A 937-nucleotide genomic window follows, 5' to 3' on the forward strand; every position below is an offset into this window, starting at 1 on the left:
TTCTACGGCACGTTTGAAGGCGCGCTGAAAGGTCTGGTCATACATGTGATGGCGACGCACGACACCGCTCCGTGGATCGGTCGAATGCGTGTGCTGCGCAAAAACCCAGAACCACGGCCAGGAATGCCCGGCGCGCGGATACTTCCGCTCAAGGGCGTCGGGAAGCGCAACGCCGCTGCGGCCCTCGGCCTGGTCCTTCAGCCACCATGCCCGTGCACGCGACAGCTGCTCGCGCAGGCTGGGTGCCAAGCTCTCGGGTAACATCAAGGCCCGATCCTTGGAGCCCTTGCCCTCCCGCACGATGATCGTGCCGTGATCGAAATCCAGATCCTTGACCCGCAGTTGCAAACCCTCACTGATCCGCATGCCCGTTCCATACAGAAGCTGGGCGAACAAACGATGCTCGCCTTCCAGAAAACCGAGGATGCGAACCACTTCATCCGGGGTCAGCACCACCGGCAAGCGCCGCGACGGCCGAGGTCTTCCGATCTCCTGAAGCCAGGGCAGATCCGTGCACAGCACCTTGCCGTAGAAGAACAGCAAGGCCGCCAATGCCTGACGATGCGTGGAGACCGAAACCTTGCGCTCGTTCGCCAGCCAGGACAGAAATGCCTCGACTTCGCTGCTGCCCAAGGTTGCCGGGTGACGCACACCGTGGAAACGGATGAAGGCACGAACCCAGTGGACATAAGCCTGTTCGGTTCGTAAACTGTAATGCAAGTAGCGTATGCGCTCACGCAACTGGTCCAGAACCTTGACCGAACGCAGCGGTGGTAACGGCGCAGTGGCGGTTTTCATGGCTTGTTATGACTGTTTTTTTGTACAGTCTATGCCTCGGGCATCCAAGCAGCAAGCGCGTTACGCCGTGGGTCGATGTTTGATGTTATGGAGCAGCAACGATGTTACGCAGCAGGGCAGTCGCCCTAAAACAAAGTTA

The 937-nt window shown here is 59.2% G+C and carries 1 protein-coding gene; it reads right to left on the bottom strand.

The genetic code is table 11. From position 1 onward, the window contains the following. Positions 1-798 (bottom strand): class 1 integron integrase IntI1 (intI1, locus tag B5P39_RS24350; protein WP_017901294.1); only part of this gene is annotated, 798 nt, incomplete at its 3' end. Between the last annotated feature and the right edge of the window lie 139 nt (positions 799-937).

The organism is Shewanella sp. Shew256 (assembly GCF_002196695.1).
Taxonomy (GTDB): domain Bacteria; phylum Pseudomonadota; class Gammaproteobacteria; order Enterobacterales; family Shewanellaceae; genus Shewanella; species Shewanella mangrovisoli.